Source organism: Amycolatopsis sp. (assembly GCF_025464955.1).
Taxonomy (GTDB): domain Bacteria; phylum Actinomycetota; class Actinomycetes; order Mycobacteriales; family Pseudonocardiaceae; genus Amycolatopsis.
Map to the genome: position 1 here is coordinate 1 of NZ_JAODNM010000080.1, position 16,656 is coordinate 16,656.

A 16,656-nucleotide genomic window follows, 5' to 3' on the forward strand; every position below is an offset into this window, starting at 1 on the left:
TAGGTGTCGGAGTGCTCCAGCTCCTGGGCGTGCGGGATGACTTCCTTGTCCACGAACGACCGGACCGTGGACAGGATCTCGGACTGGACGTCGGTCAAGCCGGCGGTCTGGGCGAGGCGGGCCATCAGATTCTCCAGGGGGACGAAACTCAGTTCTTGTGCGATTGGTAGCCACGGGCTAGGGGATAGAGATCATGCCGAGCGCGCCGTGTCGCTCATCCAGCGGCGTTATGGGGTGACTCGCTCGAAGATCGCCGCGAGTCCCTGGCCGCCGCCGATGCACATGGTTTCGAGACCGTACCGGGCTTGCCGCCGGTCGAGTTCGCGTGCGAGGGTGGTCAGGATGCGGGTGCCGGTCGCGCCGACCGGGTGGCCCAGTGAGATCCCGGAGCCGTGCACGTTCAGCCGGTCGAAGTCGGACTCCGCGAAGTCCCACTCCCGCGTGCAAGCCAGCACCTGGGCAGCGAATGCCTCGTTGAGCTCGATCAGGTCCATCTCCGACAGCTTGAGCCCGGCACGGTCCAATGCGGCCTGGGTCGCCGGCACGGGCCCGATTCCCATGACCTTCGGCTGCACGCCTGCCACGCCCCAGGACACCAGGCGGACCAGCGGCCTCAGGCCGAGTGCGGCGGCGCGGTCCGGGTGGGTCACCACACACAGGGCGGCGGCGTCGTTCTGGCCGCTGGCGTTGCCCGCGGTCACGGTGGCCTCCGCGTCCTGCTTGCCCAGGATCGGCCGCAGGCCGGCGAGTGTCTCTGGCGTGGTGTCCGAACGTGGGTGCTCGTCGGTGTCTACGACCAGAGTCCCGTTGCGGCTTGCCACGGTGACCGGGATGATCTCCTCGGCGAACACCCCGGATCGCTGTGCCGCGATGGCGCGCCGGTGGGAGCTGACGGCCAGCCGGTCTTGCTCGTCGCGGGAAATCCCGTAGTCGCGGCGGAGGTTCTCAGCGGTCTCGAGCATGCCACCGGGCACCGGGTAGTCCCGGCCACCCGCGGTCACCCGCCCGCGCGCGAGCCCGTCGTGGAGGGTCATGCCGGCGCCCCTGGCACCCCAGCGCACTTCGGTGGAGAAGAACGGGGCGTTGCTCATGCTCTCCACACCGCCCGCGACGACGACCTCGCTCACGCCGGTGGCGACCTGCATGCCGGCCTGCAGCACTGATTGCAGACCGGAGCCACAGCGGCGGTCGACCTGCATACCAGGCACCGTCACGGGCAGGCCGGCGTTCAACGCCACGACGCGGCCGATCGCCGGGGCCTCACTGGTCGGGTAGCAGTGCCCGAGGACGACGTCGTCGATCCCGGCGGGGTCGAGCCCGGTGCGCTCAAGCAGGCCGCGCAGGACGTTCTCGCCGAGCTCGGCGGCGCTGAGGCTTTTGAGGGCGCCGCCGTACCGGCCGATGGGGGTGCGGACCGGTTCGCAGATCACGACCTCGCGCATGGCGTTTGCCTTTCGGGAGAAGGAGTCGGTGCGGTGAGGGTCACGACACTTGGCGTCGCACGAGCGTGCCGCCGATGATAAGCCGCTGGATCTCGCTGGTGCCCTCGTACAGCCTGAGCAGGCGGACCTCCCGGTAGATCCGCTCCACCGGGACGCCCCGCATGTAGCCGGTGCCGCCGTGCACCTGCACCGCGAGGTCCGCGACGCGGCCGGCCATCTCAGTGCAGAAGAGCTTGGCCGCCGAAGGCATGATCCGCCGGTCGGTGCCGCTGTCGTAGGCCGCCGCGGCCTCCCGGACAAGGGCGCGGCCCGCGCTGACGCCGGTGAACTGGTCGGCGAGCATCGCCTGGACCAGCTGATGGGTGCCGATCGGGACGTCGCCTTGGGTGTTGGTGGCCGCGTAGGCGACGGACTCGTCCAGCGCCCGCTGTGCACTGCCGACGGCGAGCGCCGCGATGTGCACCCGGCCGCGTGCCAGGGAGGTCATGGCCGCCCGGTAACCGACCTCTTCGGAGGCGCCCACGAGCGCGGACCCCGCAACGTGCACGGAGTCGAACGTGACGTCGGCGGTCCAGGCGCCCTCCTGGCCCATTTTCGCGTCCTTGGGGCCGACGGCGACCCCTCGGGTATCCGCAGGTACGAGGAACACCGCGATTCCGGGACCGTCGGAGTCCGCGTCACGGGTCCGGGCGAAGACGAGGAACAGGTCGGCGAGCGGGGCGTTGGTGATGAAGCGCTTCTGGCCGTCGATCACCCAGCTGTCGCCGTCGCGGCGAGCCCGGGTGCGCAGGCCGGCCGGGTTCGAGCCGGCGCCGGGCTCGGTGAGGGCGAAGGAGGCGACGACTTCACCCGAAGCGATCCGCTCCAGCCACTGCTTTTTCTGGACGTCGGTGCCGAAGTTGACGAGTATCTGCCCCGCGATGCCGTTGTTGGTGCCGAACATCGAACGCAGGGCAAGGGTGGTGTAGCCGAACTCCATGGCCAGCTCGACGTCCTGACGGAGGTTCAGCCCGAGGCCGCCCCACTGCCCGGGGATCGCGTAGCCGAACAGGCCCATGTCCGCCGCCACGGCCCGCAGGTCGTCGGGCATCCGGTCGGCATCCATGATCTCGTTCTCGCGCGGGATGACGTCGTCGCGGATGAAGCGCCGAACCAGGGCGAGGATGTCCGCGAATTCGTCGGCGCTGACTGTGTCGCTCATGACCACTGATCGTCGAGCAAAATCTGATGCAAGTCCAATACCAATAGCTGCTGTATTGTTTCTCTCAGCGATATAATCGCTGGATGGACTTCATCCAGCTCGAGGTGTTCCGGGCGGTCGCGCAGGAGTTGCACTTCGGCCGTGCCGCCGAGCGCCTCCGCCTGGCTCAGCCCTACCTGAGCCGGACGATCCGGGCGCTCGAAGCCGATCTCGGGGCGCCGCTGTTCGACCGCACGACACGGAGAGTGGAGCTGACCCCCGCCGGACGCGCGTTGATGAACCCCGCGGCCGAGATTCTCGCCTTGAGCGAACAGGCCCGAGCCGAGGTCGAGGCGGCGTACCGGGGGGACAGCGGGCGCGTGCGGTTCAGCTTCGCGGGCCCGTCCTCGCAGTCCATGGTCGGCCTACTGGCTCGGACGGTGCGCGAGCGGTTCGGCCGCATCAATTTGGTCTTCCGGCCCGGTCGGTACGGCCCGGTCGTGGTGCGCGAACTGCTGGAAAAAAGCACCGACCTGGCCATCGCGCGGTTCGAGCACGCGCCAGTGGGCGTCGCGAGCAGGCTCGTGGCCCGCGAACGTGGAGTGCTGGCGGTTCCCTCGGCCCACCCACTTGCCGGCGCGGCCGCGGTCTCCTTCGCCGACCTTCGGGGTGAGTCGTTCATCGCGCTGCCGGAGGCCGCCGGCTCCGCGGTGCGGGCGATGTTCGTCGCCGGGTGCCACGCGGCCGGGTTCGCGCCGAACCTAGTGCAGACGGCACCGGACTCGTGGACCTGTGTCGCGCTGGTGGCCGCGGGAGTGGGGCTGCACGTCACCACGGACTCGGCGGTGGAACACATGGCCCTCGACAGCGTGCAAGTGGTTCCCTTCGCGGAGGAGACCACGCCGATCTCCGGCTATCTCCTGTGGCGTCGGGACGACTCCGATCCCGCGCTCGCCAAAGTCCTTGTGGTTTCCGAGCTCGTGCTGCCGACCGTGGCCTGAGCTACCCGACGCGCGCGTGGTCGATGAACGCGGTCACCGCGTCCACTGTCGCGTCGGGCTGCTCGTCGGGAATGAAGTGCCCGGCTTTCGCGATGACGACGCCGGTCACGTTCTCCGCCCAGGGGCTGAGGGAGGCGGCCATGTCGGGGATCGAGCCGTGGGAGCTGGAGATTCCCAGGACCGGGACGGTCAAGTGCCCTCGTTCGAGCGTCTCTCGGTTTTTACGCGCTGATTCCTCGCCGTCGCGGAAGTAGGCGAGAAATGCTCGGAGCCCTCCCTCGGCGGCGATGGAGGCGGCGTAGTGGTCGATGTCGGCGCTGTCGAACGTGTTCGGGGACAGGGTCTTGGCCCTCAAGAACCAGCCGACGTAGTCACGCTCGCGGCCGGTGATCAGCGTCTCGGGCAGTTCGGGCACCATGTGGAATGCCAGGTGCCAGGTCTTCCAGGCCCGTTCGGGATCGGTGGGGATGGTGTCCGGGAGGGTGATTCCGGGAATGCCGGCGTCGAGCAGGGCGACGCCGTGCAGGCGGTCTTGGTAGCTCAGGGCGAGCGAGAAGGCGACGCAGGCTCCGATGTCGTGGGCGACGAGCCAGTACTTCGGCACGTTGAGCGCGGTCAGCGCCGCCTGGACGCGCGAAGCGACGGTATGACTGTCGTAGCTCCCTTGAGGACGGTCGGAGTGGCCCTGTCCCGGCAGGTCGATCGCGATCACGTGGAAGCGCTCGGCAAGCCGCGGCATCACCTGGTGCCAAGCCCACCAGGTCTGCGGGAATCCGGCGAGCAGGACGACGGTGGTGCCGCTCGACGGACCGCCTTCTACGGCGTGAAGCTGGATTCCTTCCGCGTCGACCCAGCGGTGGGTGAAGCCCACGAGGTCGCGCAGCGGCAGCCCGGGGACGTGGTTCTGGTCGGGCGAGCGGTTCGGGGCGATGGCGGTGTCGGTCATATCTCGAGCCTAGCGCATCATGAACTGAACGGTTCACGATGCGCTAGGCTCGAGGACACGAAGGGCCGGCTGGAGAACGGGGTGTATACGCCGATGGCCGGGAAGAAGCAGTTCGACGTGGACGTCGCGCTCGACGCGGCGATGGTCCGGTTCTGGCGGGCCGGGTACGCCAACACCTCGCTCGACGACCTCTCCAGGGCGACCGGATTGAACCGGAGTTCCCTCTACTCCTCGTTTCGCGACAAAGACTCGCTCTACCTGCGCTGCCTGGATCGCTACGCCGTCCGGTACGGGGGCAGGTACGAGCAGGCGCTTTCCGTCGGTGCGTCTGGGGAACCGTTGCGGGCGATACGGGCGTTTTTCGAGGTCACCCTCCAACGTATCGCCGACCCCGAGGTGCCGGACGGATGTCTGGTCGCTCAGACCGCGATGGCGGCACCGGTACTCAGCCCCGCTATCGCCGCGCGGGCGATCGAAGCCGTGGGGCTTCAGCGCGCACGGCTGCGGACCGCCTTGAACACCGCGGCGTTGGCCGAGGGCGACGCCGAGAACTACGCCACTCACATCGTGGCGGTCAACCAGTCGCTGGCCGTGATGAGCAGGGCCCGGGCGAGTCAGAAGCAGCTCCGCGCGATCGTCGACATCAGCATCAGCGCGCTCTCGCATGCTCTGCGCGGCCGGGGCTAGAGCCAAAGCCGTTCAGTTAGCTGGTGGCGGTGGTTGTCAAGATCGTCGCGTTTCGGCGTGTCGTGACGTGAGGTAGCGAAGCTCCGAGGTAGGAGAGGGCGTCCGCCAAAGACATCCTCACTGCCCCGGGAGCTTCGCTGAGTACGGATTCTGTCATCACGCGCGTCGTTAGGGTGGCTGGTCGACGGTTCGCGCCAGGTCATGTCGGTGAGTTGACCCGGATCGTGCCGTTCGAAATGGTCGATGCGGTCCTGGCCGACACCGGCACTGTCGAGTCCCGGGTCCGGTTGCTGCCCTCCCGGGTGGTGGTCTACCTGCTCCTGGCTGCGGCGTTGTTCGCTGATCTGGGCTATGGGCAGGTGTGGTCACGGATGATCAGCGGCCTGGACGGGCTGCGGATCGGGTTTCCCTGCGCGAGCGCACTGGCTGGGGCGCGGCGCCGGATCGGTGTCGCACCGTTGCGGGCGTTGTTCGACCTGGTGCGTGGCCCGGCGGCAGGGGTGGCCACGGCCGGGGTGTACTGGCACGGCCGGTTGGTGACCGCGGTCGACGGCACGTCGATGTGCTGCCCCGAGAGCATCGCGAACCTGGCCGTGTTCCGCCGTGGCGGCGGGAACCACGGCGGGACCGGCTATCCGATGCTGCGGATGCTGGCACTGGTGGCCTGTGGCACCCGCACCATCATCGACGCCACGTTCGGCACCGACCGGGTCGGGGAGACCCGCTACGCCCACGACCTGCTCGCGGTGTTGCGTGCGGGGATGATCGTGCTCGTCGACCGCAACTTCGCCGTCGCGGCCTGGATCACCGCGGTGGCCGACACCGGCGCGGACATGCTGATCAGGGTCAAAAGCAACCGCAAGCTCCCGGTCGTGGGACGGCTACGGGACGGCTCGTATCTGTCCATGATCGGGCCGGTGCGGGTGCGGGTCATCACCGCGCAGATCACGATCACCACCAGTGCCGGGTCACGAAGCGAGGCCTATCGGCTGATCACCACGATCCTCGACCCAGGCATCCCGGCGGCCCGCATCGTCGAGCTTTACCACGAACGCTGGGAGATCGAGACCGCGTTCCTGGAGATGAAGTCCACGATCCTGGGCGGACGCGTGCTGCGCGCTCGCACCCCGCAAGGGATCGAGCAGGAGATGTATTCCCTGTTGATCGCCTACCAGGCGCTGCGGATCGCGATTGTGGACGCCGGTCTCGCTCACCGTGATCTCGATCCGGACCGCGGGAGCTTCACCGTTGCTCTCAACGCCGCCCGTGAGCAGCTTGTCCTGGCCGCGGGCGTCATCGCCGACACCGTTATCGATCTTGTCGGGAAGATCGGCAGCAGTGTCCTCGATCACCTCATGCCCACTCGCCGGACCCGGACCAACCCGCGTGTGGTCAAACGGGCCATCTCCAAGTTCGTCGCCTCCGCGACGAAACGACGTCATCGCGGACCCAGCCGCACGGCCATGATCAGCATCAACATCCTCACCACCGCCGGTACTTGACACCCCACCAACCGGGCTAACTGAACGGCCTTGGGGCTAGAGCCTGTCGCAGCCTGGGGTGTGGGATCGCGCACTCCCAGTGGATGTCGACTTGCCCACGATATCTAATCTGTATTAAATAAAGTGACCCAGCGAAGGAGACGCTCATGCGCGACGCGGTCATCGTCGATGCGGTCCGGACACCGATCGGCAGACGCAACGGGGCGCTGGCCGGCGTTCACCCCGCTGAGCTCACCGCACATGTCCTCACCGCACTCGTCGAGCGGACCGGGCTGGCGCCGGGCGATGTCGACGACGTGATCTGGGGCTGCGTTTCACAGGTGGGCGAACAGTCGGCCAATCTCGGTCGGGTCGGCGTGCTGGCCGCGGGGTGGCCTGTGTCGGTGCCCGGCACGACCGTCGATCGCAAGTGCGGTTCGAGCCAGCAGGCGGTGAGCTTCGCCGCCGCGGGCGTGATCGCGGGCCACTACGACTTCGCGATCGCGGGCGGAGCCGAGTCGATGAGCCGGGTGCCGATGGGCTCGAACGTCCAGGGCGCCAAGCCCTACCCGGACGGTGTGCTCGAGCGGTTCGGGGTTGAGCGGTTCGACCAGGGGGTCGGCGCCGAGATGGTGGCAGCCAAGTGGCGCTTGTCGCGCACGCAGCTTGACGAGTATTCGGCGCGCTCACACGAGCGCGCAGCGGCCGCGATCGACTCGGGCGCGCTGGCCGGGCAGCTCGCCCCGCTTCCAGGCATGCTGGCCGTCGACGAGGGCCTTCGCCGCGGTACGACCGTGGAGACGCTGGCCGGGCTGAAGACCGCATTCCGGGAAGACGGTGTGATTACCGCGGGCAACGCTTCCCAGATCTCGGACGGTGCCGGCGCGCTGCTCATCACGACTTCGGAGACCGCCCTGGCTCACGGCATGACGCCGATGGCGCGGATTCATTCGGCCGCGATCGCGGCCGACGACCCGGTCATCATGCTCACGGCGCCGATCGGCGCGACGGCGAAGGTGCTTAAGCGATCCGGGTTGAGCATCGATGACATCGGCGCCTTCGAGGTGAACGAGGCATTCGCTTCCGTGCCGCTGGCGTGGCAGGCCGAAACGGGAACGACCGGTGACGTGCTCAACCCGCTCGGCGGTGCGATCGCGGTGGGTCACCCGCTCGGCGGGTCCGGCGCGATTCTGATGACCAGGCTCGTCCACCACATGCGGAGCCGGCGGATCCGCTACGGCTTGCAGACCATGTGCGAGGCCGGCGGGCAGGCCAACGCCACCATTCTCGAACTCCTTTGACCATTGATACCCGCAGGAAATCAATCGATACTTAGTCCGGCATTGCCGATAGCCGGGCGCGCGGGTGAAATAAGTGGTGTGCAAGATAGTGCACTTTCTCATCGCTCAACCACGAAGTCGGGAGTATCTGTGTCGCTCACCACGCCCCATCACCGGATTGACCTATCTGGGATGAACGCGATCGTCACCGGGGCGAGCAGGGGGATCGGAGCCGCGGTGTCAATCGCGCTCGCCGGTGCGGGCGCTCGAGTTGTCTTGGTCGGACGTGTGCGGGAAACCTTGGAAGCAGTCGCCCGCCGATTGCCGAACGATCCGGTCGTCGTGGTCGCCGATGTTGCGCATCCGGAGGCCCCCCAGTCGATCGTCGAGCAGGCCGAGGCGGCCGTAGGCCAGTTCGACGTGCTGGTGAGCAACGCCGGTGGCGGGGACGCCGTCGGTCCTGCGAACACTCTCAGCGTGGACCAGGCGGATGCGTTGTGGGCACTCAACCTGCGGGCGCCTGTCCTGCTCGGTGGGCTCGTTGCCGCGAAGATGGCAGAGACGGGTGGTGGCAGCGTGGTGAACATGTCCTCTGGACTCGGCCAGCAGGGGATGCCGGATGTCAGCCTGTACAGCGCGGTCAAGGGTGGCTTGGACGCGGCAACCCGCTCGCTGGCCGCTGAGTGGGGGTCCGCGTCGGTCCGGTTCAACGTGGTGAGCCCGGGAATCACTCGCACCGAGCTCGGCGCCTGGATTGCCGCGGACGAGAAGGCGCAGAGCAAATATCTGGAGAAGGTACCGCTGGGCCGGATCGGCGAGCCGGACGACGTCGCCGCCACGGTGCTCTTCCTGAGCTCCCCGGCAAGTGCCTACATTACGGGCCAGACACTGGCTGTCGACGGCGGCTGGGTCACCACCGCGCCCTCCGTGTTCCCCGCTGCCTGAGCGGCAGCCGGATCTGACCGTCTGCCCCGTCGGCTCAGGCCAGGGAAATCCACCAGGCACTGCGAATCCAGGGCGCGGAGTGCAACGTTGTTGTCAGTTGCCCGTTGGAAGGACACAGCGAACTGAGCGGAAGAGGGCGGCGAGTCAGCGGGCCGGTGTCACCGGAGCCAGCCAAAGCCCGGTGATTCCGTCGATCAGGCCGTTCGCGGCGTCCTGCCAGTTGTCCCTCGGGGTGGGGAGGTCCTCGGCGATGGCCTGTTCGCGTTCCGCGGCCATGTGGACCATCAAGTGGCGGGCCATGTCGATACGTTCGGCGCGAACTTCGGCCGGGAGGTCGGGCATACAGCGGCGGAACCCGTCGACGGTCTGGGCGAGTGTGGATGACGTGCGCGACTCCTCCTCGAAGATCCCGCGCAGTGCGGGATCGGTCATGATCTGTGCGTTGAAGCGGGCGAACCAGGTCGGTGCGCCGAGCTCCTGGAGGTATGCGGTGGTCGGCTGCACCAGGCAGGCCACCCACTGCCGCAGGTTGCCGGTACCCGTGATCTCCTCGACCATCTCGGCACGCAACCGCTCGAGGTGGGCGAGGTGCTTGTGGGTGATGGCGCGGACCAGGTCGGCCTTCGTGCCGAAGTGGTAGTTCACCGCGGCGTTGTTGCCCTGTCCCGCGGTCTCGCTGATCTGCCGGTTGGACACTGCTTGGACCCCGTGCTCGGCGAACAGCCGTTCGGCTGTGCAGAGTATGGCGTCTCGGGTGACGTTCGCTCTGTCCACCCGGACGTCTCTCCGATTCATGACCACCACCTCTGTTGCCGGGGATTTTACGTGCGGGACCACGTGCGCCCGTGCCGTGGTCGGAATGTCCTGGTGAATTAGAACCCGCGAGCTGTATCAGGCGCATCTCGGTGCGCAGCTCCGGCGCTGGTCGCGAACGTGCTGGGGGTCACGGCTCGGTAAGACGCAGTCCACCCGTGTTTAAATCACCTGCTTGACTTCTGGTTCGACGGTCTGTTGTCTGGAGAGATGAAGATCACTGGCCGAGACAGGCCTACACGTCCCCCGCTGGCGCCGGTGACGCCGACCGACCTGGGTTTCGATCCCGACGCCCTGCGCGTGAAGTACCGCGCCGAGCGCGATCGCCGTCTCCGCCCCGACGGCAGTGCACAGTACCAGCCAGCCGAGGGCGATTTCGGCTACTACGCCACCGATCCCTACGCGGATTCCGGGCGCACCAGGCCACCGTTGCATGACAAGGTCGAGGCGGTGGTCATCGGCGGCGGTTTCGGCGGTCTGCTGGCCGCCGCGCGACTGCGGCAAGCCGGCGTCGGGAGTATCCGGATGATCGAGAAAGCCGGTGATTTCGGCGGGACATGGTACTGGAATCGCTATCCCGGCATCCATTGCGACGTCGAGTCGTATGTGTACTTGCCGCTGCTGGAAGAGGTCGGCTACCTGCCGGAGTGGAAGTACTCGCCCGGTGCGGAGATTCTCCGGCACGCCCAGGCGATCGGCCGGACTTTCGACCTCTACCAGGACGCGTGCTTCAACACCGCGGTCGAGGAGCTCCGCTGGGACGAAGACGAAGTGGAATGGATCGTCCGCACCGACCGCGGTGACCGGATGCGTGCGCAGTACGTGGTCATCTCGAACGGAACGCTGGACCAGCCGAAGCTCCCCGGTATTCCGGGTATCGAGACCTTCCGGGGACACACGTTTCACACGAGCAGGTGGGATTACTGCTACACCGGCGGCGACGCCGACGGTGGCCTCACAGGGCTGGCCGACAAGCGGGTCGCCATCATCGGTACGGGTGCCTCGGCCATCCAGGTCGTGCCGCACCTCGGGCGTGACGCAAAGCAGCTCTACGTCTTCCAGCGCACGCCGTCCACGGTCGACGTGCGGGGCAATCGCCGTACCGACCCGAGCTGGGCCGGGTCGCTGACCCCGGGTTGGCAGCAGCGGCGACGGGACAACTTCCTTACCGCGGTCACTGGTGGCCAGGTCGAGGAAGACTTGGTGGCGGACGGTTGGACCAGCAGCGCGCGTCTGCTCCAGAGCCTCATAGCGACAAGCACACACGCCGATCTCTCGGCGGAAGAACAAGGGAGAGTCGCCGAACTCGCCGACTTCCAGAAGATGAACGAATTGCGTGCCCGGGTGGCTGGTGAGATCGAGGATCCAGTCACGGCCGAGATCCTGAAGCCCTGGTATCGCTACATGTGCAAACGGCCGGCGTTCAGCGACAGCTATCTGCAGACGTTCAATCGTCCCAACGTGGAAGTGATCGACACCGCTGATCAAGGCGGGGTTGAGCAGGTCACCGCGACGGCGGTCGTGGTCGGCGGGCAGGAGTACGAAGTCGACTGCATCGTCTTCGCGACCGGGTTCGAGCTCGGCAAGTCGGATGTGCTGAGCGGCCGGCTCCCGGTGTACGGCCGCGACGGACTCTCCCTCCTGGAGCACTGGGACACCGGCCTGCGGACACTGCACGGCTCCACCAGTCACGGTTTCCCGAATCTGTTCCACCTCGGACTTCTCCAGAACGCCGGCGCGATCAACTACGTGCACGGCCTCGACGAGCATGCGACGCATCTCGCCGAGGTCGTCGCCGAGGCCCGCAAGCGCGGTGCCCGCTGGGTCGAACCGACCGCCGCGGCCGAGCAGGCATGGATGGACAGGATTCGGAGGAAATCGCCGGACCGCTACCGCTTTCTGCTCGAGTGCACGCCGGGCTACTACAACAGCGAAGGCACCCCGCGGGAAGAGAGCGAGGGGTTCGACGGCGGGCCGATCGCCTTCCATCAGCTGTTGCGGCGGTGGCGATCGGATGACGGCTTCGCCGAGTCCATGGTGTAGGCGCGTTGACCGGCAGGACGCTCCCGAGCCGCGTCGACGACTCGGGAGCGTCCCACCCGGTGAACACCAGATGGGACATCGAACGGCTCGTCCCGCTGAACAGACTGTGGAGCTCCAACGGCGTCGCGTTCGGTCCGGACGGCCGGCTGTACGTGGCGGAGTTCCTGCCGGTCGGCTCAGCGCTGTGGACCTGGTGTCGGGAGACATCGAGACCATCGTGCCCATCGGCGGGCCGGTGCCGTCGCCCGACGACCTCGTGCCATGTACATCACCGACCTGGTGCCCGGCCGGGGGTGGCGACGCGACCTGGCCGGCGAGTACACGCTGGTGTCCGACGAGGTCGCCGTACCCAACGGGATCACCTGTGTGGGTGACCGGCTGTTCGTCAGCGAGATGCGGCCGGACGACCGTCTGCTGGAGCTGTTCACCGACGGCCGTGAGCAGAGGGTGCTGACCGGCGGGCTGGCCATGGCCAACGCGATGCAACTCGGCCAGACGGCTGTCTCTACTACCCGCACATGCTCACCGGTCGGATCTGCCGGAATCAGCTCGGTGGCGGTGGGTCCGAAGTGTCGCCGAGGACATGCACGAGCCGGTCGCGGTCCGGTTCGACAAGGCGGGCATGCTGACGGTCATGTCCCGCGGTGTGGCGGGGATCGTGACCCGCATCGACCTCTTCGGCGGCGGTGCCCGGTCGGTGGTCGTCACCGGCACCGTGGGGCTGGACAACGCGGCCTTCGACGGCGAGAACCGGATGTTCGTGTCCAGCTTCGCTAGCGGCGGGATCGCCGAAGTGCACCAGGACGGCAAGACGCGCGCGGTGGTGCCGCAGGGGTCACCGCCAACACCGCTTCGTTAATGTGGCGGTGTGCATGATCTTGTGTTGTGGCATGGGCGACGCGTGAGACGAGGGCGGCTCGGGATCGGGTGGCCGATCGTGTGGCTATCGGTGTGGTGACGCAGATGTTTCCGCCGGAGTTGGTGGACGCGGCGGTTGTGGGGACGGGGGTGATGGAGCAGCGTGATCGAAATCTTCCGTCTCGGTTGATGGTGTATTGGGACCGCCCGGGTATGAGCGAGCGGGCCGGGCCTGCCGATGGGTATTTCGGCTCAAGTCACACTTCAGGCGAAGGGAAGACTTGGTGAGAACACGACCTTCGGCCTGTCCTCGCCCGCTTAAGCGCCATACTTCACATTCCAGGAGACATCCATGAAGGCACCTCTCGCCGTTCTTGTGTCGGGGGCCATGCTCTCGAGCTTGTCGCTGTGGGCTGTCGCGGACGCCGTCCCTGCCGCGACCACGACGTCCGCGGTCGTGGGTCTGCCCGGCGCGTTCAATGCCATTACGGACGTGCCCGGTATCGACGTCGGTCAGGTCCAGTCGATCCACGCTCCCTACCTGACGGGCACCACCGTCGTCCACGCCACCAAGCTGGCGGTAACCGGGGTCGACCAGCGCGGCGGCGCACCGGCCACCAAAGAGACCGACCTGCTGAACCCGGAGAACGCGAACCCCGGGGTGAACGCGGTGATGCTCGGTGGAAGCAGCATGTACGGCCTCGGCGCGACCGACGGAGTGATCCGCTGGCTCGAGGACCGCGGCGAAGGGATCACCACCGGCCCGGGCGTGGCACCCATCGTCCCGGCCGCGGACATCTATGACCTCGGCCGAGGTGGGAACTTCGAGGCGACGACCAAGCCCGCATGGGGTTATCTCGCGGCCGAGGCCGCCAAGACCGGGCCGGTGCGGGAAGGAAGCGTGGGAGGCGGCGCGGGCGCGGTCTCCGGCGGCCTGAAGAGTGGAGTCGGGACAGCCAGCGTCGACCTCGGCAACGGCATCGTCGTCGGGGCGATCGTTGTGGTCAACTCCGCAGGCTCGGCGGTCGATCCCCGGGACTGCTCGCTGTACGCACAGCGGTTCGAACTCGCCGGCGAGTTCCGCGGACTGACCACTCCGGCAGCGGCGGACTGCAAGCACACCAGTGCGGCAAGTCCCCAGGCCGCGCTGAACACGACGATCGCGGTCGTTGCGACGAACGCTCCGCTGGAGAAAGCGGCGGCGGCCAGGATGGCCGAGAACTCGCATGACGGAATGGCGCGTGCCATCGACCCGATTCACACGCTCTATGACGGTGACACGGTCTTCGCGATGTCCACCGGTTCCAGAGACGCACTGCGAGTCAATAATCCCGACGAAACCGCGCAGCTCACTGGCATCTTCGCGGCGGCCGAAGTCACCTTGTCCCGGGCTATCGGCCACGCGCTCCTGGGAGCAGTGACCGCTGGAGGGATCAAGGGTTACTGCGACACTTACCCGTCGGCCTGCGCCCATCTCGCGCCGGTCTCGCCTGCTCGGCAGGGCACGGCACCGGACGTGACCCAGGCGTCGGTGAACCGCGCGGCGAACGCCCTTGCTGCCGGTGTCCCACCGCTTCCGTGACCGCTCGCGTTCTGAAGGTGACGGTCGCCGAGCCCAGTGAAGGTCGGCGATGTCGACTCAAACTACTCGGCGAGGTGATCGTCAGTCCCGGAACCCGGCTCCGCCGTTGACGCTCCACACTTGACCGCTGACCCAGTCGGCGTCGTCGCTGAGGAGGAAGCAGATCGTGTTGGCGAGGTCTTCGGGCTTGCCGAGCCGCTCGAGGGTGCAGGCGGTGAGCATCCGGGCCTGGAATTCTTCGCTCGTGTTCCTGATGGCGGTCTCGCTGAGTACTGCGCCGGGGCTGACAACGTTCGCCCGGATGCCGTCTTTTCCGTAGGCGGACGCGATTGCCGGGTGAGCGCGTTGATACCGGCCTTCGACGCGGCGTAGGCGGGCCGGAACCGGCTCCCCGACCCACGAGGCTCCGGAGGAGGTATTGACGATGGCGCCGCCGCCGCGTTCGATCAGGTGGGGAGCGCGTGCTTGCTGATCAGCGCGTACCGATGAGGTTCGCCTGAAGAGCGTCCGCGACGTGGCGCTCTTGGACATGGACATCGCGCTCTGGGGGCACGAGTTCGCGTCGGCCAGGTCGAAGGCGACAGCGGTTGCTTCGCCGCCGGCGTCGTTAACCTGCCGAGCGATCGTTTCGGCTCCCGGCAGGTTCGCCCAGGACCAGGCGTGCTCCTTCCTCGCTCAGCCGGATGGCTGTCGCCGCGCCGACACCGCTGGCGCTCCCGGCGACCAGAATCCGTTTACCGTTCAGTCCTCGTATGTTGTTCCTCGTTGTCCTCAGAGTATTGGAGTGAGCTCTGGGCTTGCGTGCCGTGCGCACGAGTCGCAGTTCATTGAAGGAATGTGGTGACCTCGGCGGCGAACTCGGCCGGATACTGGAACAGGAAACCGTGTCCGGAGTCCGGGTAGATCTTCACCGTAGCGTTGGGCAGATGCTTGCCCAGTAGCTCCGTGTTCTTGGTCGGCACCATGATGTCGTTGTCGCCGTTGGCTACCAGCGCAGGTTGCTTGATGGCGGCCAGACGGCTCAAACACGTGGGATCTGGCGCGCCCCACTGGGTGATGGCGTCGAGCTGGGCGTCGCGAGCGCGAAGGTCTGTCGGTTCGTCGCGGCCCTCCTGGCGAGTGAAGATCCGCTGAATGAATTCCCAGCCCTTCGCGGTGCTGGTCTCGGTGGGCGGGAAGAAGAGTGACACCAGGTCGTCGCCGCTGGGCTCGTCGGCCATGGCCGCGGCGAGGACCTGTGGTGTGAATCCGTGCATGTCCTCGCCGCCTTGGGGACCGGTGCCTGCCAAGATGAGCCGCCGCGCGAGCTGGGGCCGGATCAGTGTGACTTCTTGGGCAACGAACCCGCCCAGTGAGAAGCCGAGCAGATCGATGCGCCGCAAGTCCAGGGCGTCGGTGAACGCGAGGATGTCCTGCGCGCTCGCGGTGACATCGGTACGCGGACGACCGTTCGATCCGCCTACGCCCGCATAGTCAACGAGGATTACTTCCCGCTGTTCGGCGATCGCGTCGACCAGGCTGGGGTCCCAGTTGTCGAGGTTGCCGCGGAAGTGCTGAAGGAAGAGCAGTGGCACGCCGTCCGTGGTGGCGTTGCCGAAGCGGCGGTAGGCATAGCGGATGCCATCGGCCGCGTTGATGGACAGGTTGGGCGCGGTGAGCTGGCTCGTGGTCATCGTGAACTCCTTGATAGATTATGTCCATACTCTATCCATGGCGGCCCCGGATGGCAACCGATAGATGTCGGGCTTCATCTATAGTGGCGGTAGTTCGAGAGGAGTCGTCGTGGGACGAGCATCGCAAGCGGATGCAGCACAGCATCGTGACGAGGTTGTCGAGGCAGCGTCGCATCTGTTCCGAGAACGGGGCATAGTCGCAGTCAGCGTGCCCGAATTGATGGCCGCAGCCGGACTGACACACGGTGGCTTCTACCGTCATTTCGAGTCGAAGGACGCCCTGGCGGCTATCGCGGTTACGGCAGCCTTCGCCTCCCAGGTCACGCAGATCGAACAGGTTGTCGTCGACAACCGGGACGATATCGAGTCGGCGCGCCGGATTTTCCTCGACGACTACCTGAGCGTGGAGCATCGCGACAGCGCGGGTGACGGCTGCCCGAACGCCGGCTTGGCGACCGAGGTCGCGCGGCTACCTGACGACAGCGACATCCGCACCGCCTTCACAGCCGGCCTGCATCAGATGGTGTCTGCGATCGGCAAGGTCGGAGCGGGCGAGGAGGGGGAGGCGCTGGTGGAACTCTCGACCTTGGTCGGAGCGATGGTGCTGGCCCGGGCCGCGGCCGGCGACGAGGTGTCCGACCGGATTCTGCGCGAGGTGCGCCGCAGCCTCGATCGGCGCTGACCACTCCGAGCCGGGCAGTTGGTGGCCTTAGCCCGAGTTGTGG

Annotated in this window: 16 protein-coding genes and 1 pseudogene; 10 read left to right on the forward strand and 7 right to left on the reverse strand. The window is 67.1% G+C overall.

Going from position 1 to position 16,656, the window contains the following annotated elements; all coding sequences use genetic code 11:
• The 3 genes and pseudogenes from JWQ81_RS17815 to JWQ81_RS17825 form a co-directional block, all read right to left on the reverse strand.
• A pseudogene (locus JWQ81_RS17815) lies at nucleotides 1-125 on the reverse strand (acyl-CoA dehydrogenase); the annotation flags it as partial.
• 102 nt (nucleotides 126-227) lie between these two features.
• Nucleotides 228-1,442 (reverse strand): acetyl-CoA C-acetyltransferase, encoded by a 1,215-nt coding sequence (locus JWQ81_RS17820; protein WP_297542882.1) that lies wholly within the window; start codon nucleotides 1,440-1,442, stop codon nucleotides 228-230.
• A gap of 40 nt (nucleotides 1,443-1,482) precedes the next feature.
• Entirely contained in the window at nucleotides 1,483-2,643 is a 1,161-nt protein-coding gene (locus tag JWQ81_RS17825; protein ID WP_297542884.1) for an acyl-CoA dehydrogenase family protein, read from the reverse strand.
• Nucleotides 2,644-2,726: 83 nt separating this feature from the next.
• On the opposite strand from JWQ81_RS17825, the gene JWQ81_RS17830 reads away from it, so the two are divergent.
• A complete protein-coding gene (locus tag JWQ81_RS17830) occupies nucleotides 2,727-3,623 on the forward strand; it encodes a LysR substrate-binding domain-containing protein (RefSeq protein ID WP_297542886.1) in 897 nt (298 codons plus the stop codon).
• 1 nt (nucleotide 3,624) lies between these two features.
• On the opposite strand, the gene JWQ81_RS17835 is transcribed toward JWQ81_RS17830, so the two are convergent.
• A complete protein-coding gene (locus JWQ81_RS17835) occupies nucleotides 3,625-4,569 on the reverse strand; it encodes an alpha/beta hydrolase (protein WP_297542888.1) in 945 nt (314 codons plus the stop codon).
• 81 nt (nucleotides 4,570-4,650) lie between these two features.
• Here JWQ81_RS17835 and JWQ81_RS17840 point away from each other — a divergent pair, with 81 nt between their 5' ends.
• The 4 genes from JWQ81_RS17840 (at nucleotide 4,651) to JWQ81_RS17855 (ending at nucleotide 8,962) form a co-directional block, all read left to right on the forward strand.
• A complete protein-coding gene (locus tag JWQ81_RS17840; RefSeq protein WP_297542890.1) occupies nucleotides 4,651-5,256 on the forward strand; it encodes a TetR/AcrR family transcriptional regulator in 606 nt (201 codons plus the stop codon).
• 173 nt (nucleotides 5,257-5,429) lie between these two features.
• Nucleotides 5,430-6,758, forward strand: a complete 1,329-nt coding sequence (locus tag JWQ81_RS17845; RefSeq protein ID WP_297542893.1) for an IS4 family transposase — start codon at nucleotides 5,430-5,432, stop codon at nucleotides 6,756-6,758.
• A gap of 146 nt (nucleotides 6,759-6,904) precedes the next feature.
• A complete protein-coding gene (locus JWQ81_RS17850) occupies nucleotides 6,905-8,038 on the forward strand; it encodes a thiolase family protein (protein WP_297542895.1) in 1,134 nt (377 codons plus the stop codon).
• 171 nt (nucleotides 8,039-8,209) lie between these two features.
• Nucleotides 8,210-8,962, forward strand: a complete 753-nt coding sequence (locus JWQ81_RS17855; protein WP_297542897.1) for an SDR family oxidoreductase — start codon at nucleotides 8,210-8,212, stop codon at nucleotides 8,960-8,962.
• A 144-nt stretch (nucleotides 8,963-9,106) separates the two neighbouring features.
• On the opposite strand, the gene JWQ81_RS17860 is transcribed toward JWQ81_RS17855, so the two are convergent.
• Nucleotides 9,107-9,757 carry a TetR/AcrR family transcriptional regulator gene (locus JWQ81_RS17860; protein WP_297542899.1) on the reverse strand — a complete coding sequence of 217 codons (651 nt, stop codon included), beginning with the start codon at nucleotides 9,755-9,757 and terminating at the stop codon, nucleotides 9,107-9,109.
• Nucleotides 9,758-10,033: 276 nt separating this feature from the next.
• On the opposite strand from JWQ81_RS17860, the gene JWQ81_RS17865 reads away from it, so the two are divergent.
• The 4 genes from JWQ81_RS17865 (at nucleotide 10,034) to JWQ81_RS17875 (ending at nucleotide 14,258) form a co-directional block, all read left to right on the forward strand.
• On the forward strand, nucleotides 10,034-11,818 hold the full coding sequence (locus JWQ81_RS17865) for an NAD(P)/FAD-dependent oxidoreductase (RefSeq protein ID WP_297542901.1): 1,785 nt from the start codon (nucleotides 10,034-10,036) through the stop codon (nucleotides 11,816-11,818).
• Nucleotides 11,819-12,401: 583 nt separating this feature from the next.
• Nucleotides 12,402-12,677: a hypothetical protein gene (locus tag JWQ81_RS17870; RefSeq protein ID WP_297542903.1), complete on the forward strand. Its 276-nt coding sequence runs from the start codon at nucleotides 12,402-12,404 to the stop codon at nucleotides 12,675-12,677.
• A 92-nt stretch (nucleotides 12,678-12,769) separates the two neighbouring features.
• Complete coding sequence (locus JWQ81_RS44985) at nucleotides 12,770-12,964, forward strand: transposase domain-containing protein (RefSeq protein ID WP_366942309.1); 195 nt, start codon at nucleotides 12,770-12,772, stop codon at nucleotides 12,962-12,964.
• A gap of 64 nt (nucleotides 12,965-13,028) precedes the next feature.
• Nucleotides 13,029-14,258, forward strand: a complete 1,230-nt coding sequence (locus JWQ81_RS17875) for a P1 family peptidase (protein ID WP_297542905.1) — start codon at nucleotides 13,029-13,031, stop codon at nucleotides 14,256-14,258.
• Between the two features lie 81 nt (nucleotides 14,259-14,339).
• On the opposite strand, the gene JWQ81_RS17880 is transcribed toward JWQ81_RS17875, so the two are convergent.
• Both JWQ81_RS17880 and JWQ81_RS17885 read right to left on the reverse strand, forming a co-directional pair.
• On the reverse strand, nucleotides 14,340-14,795 hold the full coding sequence (locus tag JWQ81_RS17880; RefSeq protein ID WP_297542907.1) for an SDR family oxidoreductase: 456 nt from the start codon (nucleotides 14,793-14,795) through the stop codon (nucleotides 14,340-14,342).
• Nucleotides 14,796-15,082: 287 nt separating this feature from the next.
• Complete coding sequence (locus JWQ81_RS17885) at nucleotides 15,083-15,931, reverse strand: alpha/beta hydrolase (RefSeq protein WP_297542909.1); 849 nt, start codon at nucleotides 15,929-15,931, stop codon at nucleotides 15,083-15,085.
• Nucleotides 15,932-16,040: 109 nt separating this feature from the next.
• On the opposite strand from JWQ81_RS17885, the gene JWQ81_RS17890 reads away from it, so the two are divergent.
• Nucleotides 16,041-16,613: a TetR/AcrR family transcriptional regulator gene (locus JWQ81_RS17890; protein WP_297542911.1), complete on the forward strand. Its 573-nt coding sequence runs from the start codon at nucleotides 16,041-16,043 to the stop codon at nucleotides 16,611-16,613.
• Nucleotides 16,614-16,656: the final 43 nt, after the last annotated feature.